5 protein-coding genes are annotated in these 3,585 nt (G+C 73.1%); 3 read left to right on the top strand and 2 right to left on the bottom strand.

Annotated features, from left to right (window positions below):
- A partial coding sequence (locus tag B7767_RS32515) for a transporter substrate-binding domain-containing protein (RefSeq protein ID WP_085575261.1) occupies window positions 1-879 on the top strand: 879 nt, incomplete at its 5' end.
- On the opposite strand, the gene B7767_RS32510 is transcribed toward B7767_RS32515, so the two are convergent.
- A complete protein-coding gene (locus B7767_RS32510; RefSeq protein WP_085575260.1) occupies window positions 880-1,539 on the bottom strand; it encodes a ThuA domain-containing protein in 660 nt (219 codons plus the stop codon).
- A 72-nt stretch (window positions 1,540-1,611) separates the two neighbouring features.
- On the opposite strand from B7767_RS32510, the gene B7767_RS32505 reads away from it, so the two are divergent.
- Both B7767_RS32505 and B7767_RS32500 read left to right on the top strand, forming a co-directional pair.
- Window positions 1,612-2,733, top strand: a complete 1,122-nt coding sequence (locus tag B7767_RS32505) for an NADAR family protein (protein WP_085575259.1) — start codon at window positions 1,612-1,614, stop codon at window positions 2,731-2,733.
- 66 nt (window positions 2,734-2,799) lie between these two features.
- The gene (locus B7767_RS32500; protein ID WP_085575258.1) at window positions 2,800-3,204 is read left to right on the top strand and encodes a VOC family protein; all 405 of its coding nucleotides are present in this window, start codon (window positions 2,800-2,802) and stop codon (window positions 3,202-3,204) included.
- Here the strand turns inward: B7767_RS32500 and B7767_RS32495 are convergent.
- Window positions 3,184-3,585 (bottom strand): helix-turn-helix transcriptional regulator (locus B7767_RS32495; protein ID WP_143652743.1); only part of this gene is annotated, 402 nt, incomplete at its 5' end. The genes B7767_RS32500 and B7767_RS32495 overlap by 21 nt on opposite strands.

Here is a 3,585-nt window from a genome sequence, read left to right as displayed (position 1 = left end):
CGCCCGCGCCCCCTCCGGTCCCCCGGCCGCCGGCACGCCCGGGCCGCGGCCGCCGCCGCCCTGCTGTCCACCGTCGCGGCCTGCGGATGGACCGCGGACGGGGCGGACCAGGAGTCCTCCCTCACCGGCACCGTCTACATCGGCGGCAAGACCGACCAGCCGGGGTTCAACCTCCACAGGGAACACACCGACCGCGGCTTCGAGCCGGACCTGGCCGCCTACCTCGGCAAGCGGATCGGTTTCACCCCGAGGTGGCACGACGTGGTGTCCGCCAAGCGGGAGCAGGAGCTCGTCGAGAAGTCGTCGGCGCTGGTCATCGGCACCTATTCGATCACCCCCCAGCGGGACGCCGAGGTCGACTTCGTGGGGCCCTACTTCGTCACCAAGCAGGCGTTCCTGGTCCGCGAGGACTACGACGGCATCAGGACCGAGAAGGACGTCGCGGACAAGGTGATCTGCACGGTCGAGGGCTCGACGGCGGCCATCGCCGCGCTGCCCGACGGCACCACACCGCACACGGAGAGCGACTACTCGACCTGCGTGCGCAAGCTCCAGCAGGGCCACATCGACGCCGTGTTCACCGACGAGGCGCTGCTCTACGGATACGTGGAGGAGCAGAAGAAGAGCCCCACGCCCCTCAAGGTCGTGCCCGACGTCTCGTTCGGCAACATCAACCGGTACGGCATCGCGCTGCCGGAGGGCCGCGGGGGCGACTGCGAGAAGCTGCGCGACGCCCTGCGCGACTACCTCACCGACGCGTGGGCGAGCGATGTGAAGGCCCAGCTTCCCGCGTTGGTCGCCGCCTACCCCGGGGACTGGGAGAACCGCTTCCGTCCCGACCCCCAGGACCTGAACACGTACTCCTCCTGCAAGGAGTGATCAGCGGGCTGCCGCCCAGGTGACGCCGCCGAACAGATGGGCGCGGAAGTCCGGGTCGCCGTAGGCCTCGGCGGCGTGTCCGAGGGCGGTGTAGAAGACGCGGCCCGCGCCCTGCCGGCGGCACCAGGCCAGCGGGTGGCCGTCGCCCATGCCGCCGCCGTCGTACGACGACTCGTCGGCACGGAGCAGGACCCGCACGCCCGCGGCGCGCGGGTCGGTGCGGAAGTCGTACCACTCGTCGGTGAACTCCCAGACGCCGGGCAGGTGCCGGGTCGCCGGGTGGTCGTGGTCCTCGGTCACCACGCGGCCCGGCTGGAAGGCGGGGTGCCTGTCGAAGCGGGCGCCGAGGAGTTCGCCGTAGTACGGCCAGCCGTACTCCGTGCAGGCGGCGGCGTGCACGCCCACGAACCCGCCGCCCGCCTCGACGTACGCCGCGAGCCGCCGCCGCCCGGCCGGGGTGAGCACCTCGCCGCTGGTGGAGAGGAAGACGACGGCGGCGTACCGGTCCAGCGGTTCCTCGAAGGCGGCCGGGTCCTCGGTGGCGTCGGCGGTGAAGCCGCCGAGGGCGCGCAGGGCGGCGACACCGGCGGGGATGGAGTCGTGCCGGTAGTCGGTGGTGCGGGTGTACACGAGGAGCGCGGGGCGTGCGGAGGCGGGCATGGACGGGAGCCTATGCGGCCGGCGCCGGAAACCCGATGTCGGGCGGGCGTCACGATCCCCCAGAATGTGCGGATGATCGGCAACCGGATCACCTACCGCATGGCGGACGGCGTGCGCGTCCCCGGAACCTGGCGGCACGCCTTCATCCGCAACTTCGACCACCACCTGACCGACCTGTTCATCTACGCGGACGGGCTCATCGACTGCTGGGAGCTGGTCACCCTGGAGGAGTTCGAGGGGAAGCTGCGCAGCGGCTGGGTGGCGACCGAACTCCCCGAGGGCGCGGAGGCGTCCGCCTTCGGCCTGGCCCGGTGGAAGTTCGCCGAGCCGCGGACCTGGCTCACCCCCGAGGTCCTCGTCGCCGAGATACGGGACACGATCGACCAGCTCAACGGGCGCCCGGACTCGACGGGCCGCTGTCTGGCGGCGGTCGACGCGTTCCTGGCCGACCGGACCGAGGAGAATCGGGCCGCGGCACGCGACGCGTACTTCGCCATACCCGAGACGCAGCGGCACTACGCGCTGGGCGACATGGACCGCAAGGACTGGCCGTTGCAGATCCTGGTGGCCGGCCCCGGCGGGACCACCGGCCGCCGGCCCGACGAGGAGGTCACCCAGGACCAGTACGACTGGGCGCTCTCCTACTTCGAGGAGCGGGCCGAGTCGAGGGCGAAGGCGCGTTCGCGCGTTCCGGCCGACGGTCCCGCGACCGCCGTCGCCCCCGCGCTCCACCTCTACGAGGGCAGCATGCCCGCCCCGCCGGAGGACCCCGGCACGAGGGGCCTGCGCAACGACTACCCGGCCCCCGTCACCGTCGACGGGACCACCTTCCCCACGGTCGCCCACGCCTACTGGGCCCTGTCCACCGCCGACCCCGCCGTCCGGGAAGCGGTCGCCGGGGCGGAGACCGTCTTCGCCGCACGCAACCTGGCGGTCGCCGCCGGCCGGCGCGAGGGCTGGGAGCAGGCCCGCACGGCCGTGATGACCCACCTGCTGCGGGCCAAGTACACCCAGCACCCGGACCTGGCCCGCATCCTCCTGTCCACGGACGACGCGACGCTCGTCTACGACGACATCGACTCGGGCTTCTGGGGTGACAACGGCGGGCGCGGCCGGAACTGGACGGGCCGCCTCCTGGAGCTGGTCCGCTCCGAACTGCACGCCGCACGGGCGGGCTGCCTGCCCGGGGCGTGAGCCCCGCCCGGCGGATGTCCGTTTCCTTCAAGACCGGGCCGGCGGGGTGGTCCTACGGTGGGCGGCATGAGTGCACGATTCGATGCCATCGGGATGGTCGTCTCGGACATGGCCGCCTCCGTCGCCTTCTACCGGCGTCTCGGGTTCGCCTTCCCCGAAGGGGCCGAGACGCAGGGACACGTGGAGGCCGAACTGCCGGGAGGACTGCGGCTGCTGCTGGACACGGAGGAGGTGGTCCGGTCCTTCCACACGGGATGGGAGCCGCCGTCGGGCGGGGGCAGGACCTCCCTGGCGCTGCGGTGCGACGGTCCCGCGGAGGTCGACACGCTCTTCGCGGAGATGGTCGACGCCGGGAGCGGTTTCGAGCTCAAGCCGTGGGACGCGGTGTGGGGGCAGCGGTACGCCGTCCTCCTCGACCCGGACGGGAACGGGGTGGACCTGTTCGCGCCACTAGCCGTGAGCGGTCAGTAGCCCGCCCGGCGGCAGGCCCGTCAGGTCCCGTATCTCGCGGGAGAGATGGGCCTGGTCCGCGTAGCCGGTCCGGGCGGCCGTCTCCGCGAAGGGGACGCCCGTCCGGGCCAGGGCGAGGGCACGGCGCATCCGGAGGATGCGGGCCAGGGTCTTCGGGCCGTAGCCGAACGCTGCCAGCGAACGACGGTGCAACTGGCGGGCTCCCAAGCCCAGTTCGTCGGCGGTGGCGGCCACCGGGCGGCCCGCGTCGAGGGCGGTGACCAGGCGGCCGAGCAGGGGGTCGGGCGGGGGCGTCCGGGCCGCCCGGCGCAGGGCCAGGTCCTCCAGGGCGTGCGCCGGATCGTCCGCCGCGTTCACGCGGGCGGTCATGCGGCGTACGCC

The sequence above is a fragment of the Streptomyces sp. 13-12-16 genome (assembly GCF_002114215.1).
Lineage (GTDB): Bacteria > Actinomycetota > Actinomycetes > Streptomycetales > Streptomycetaceae > Streptomyces.
Note: the sequence above shows the minus strand (reverse complement) of the source record. Positions and strands in the feature narration are given on the sequence as shown.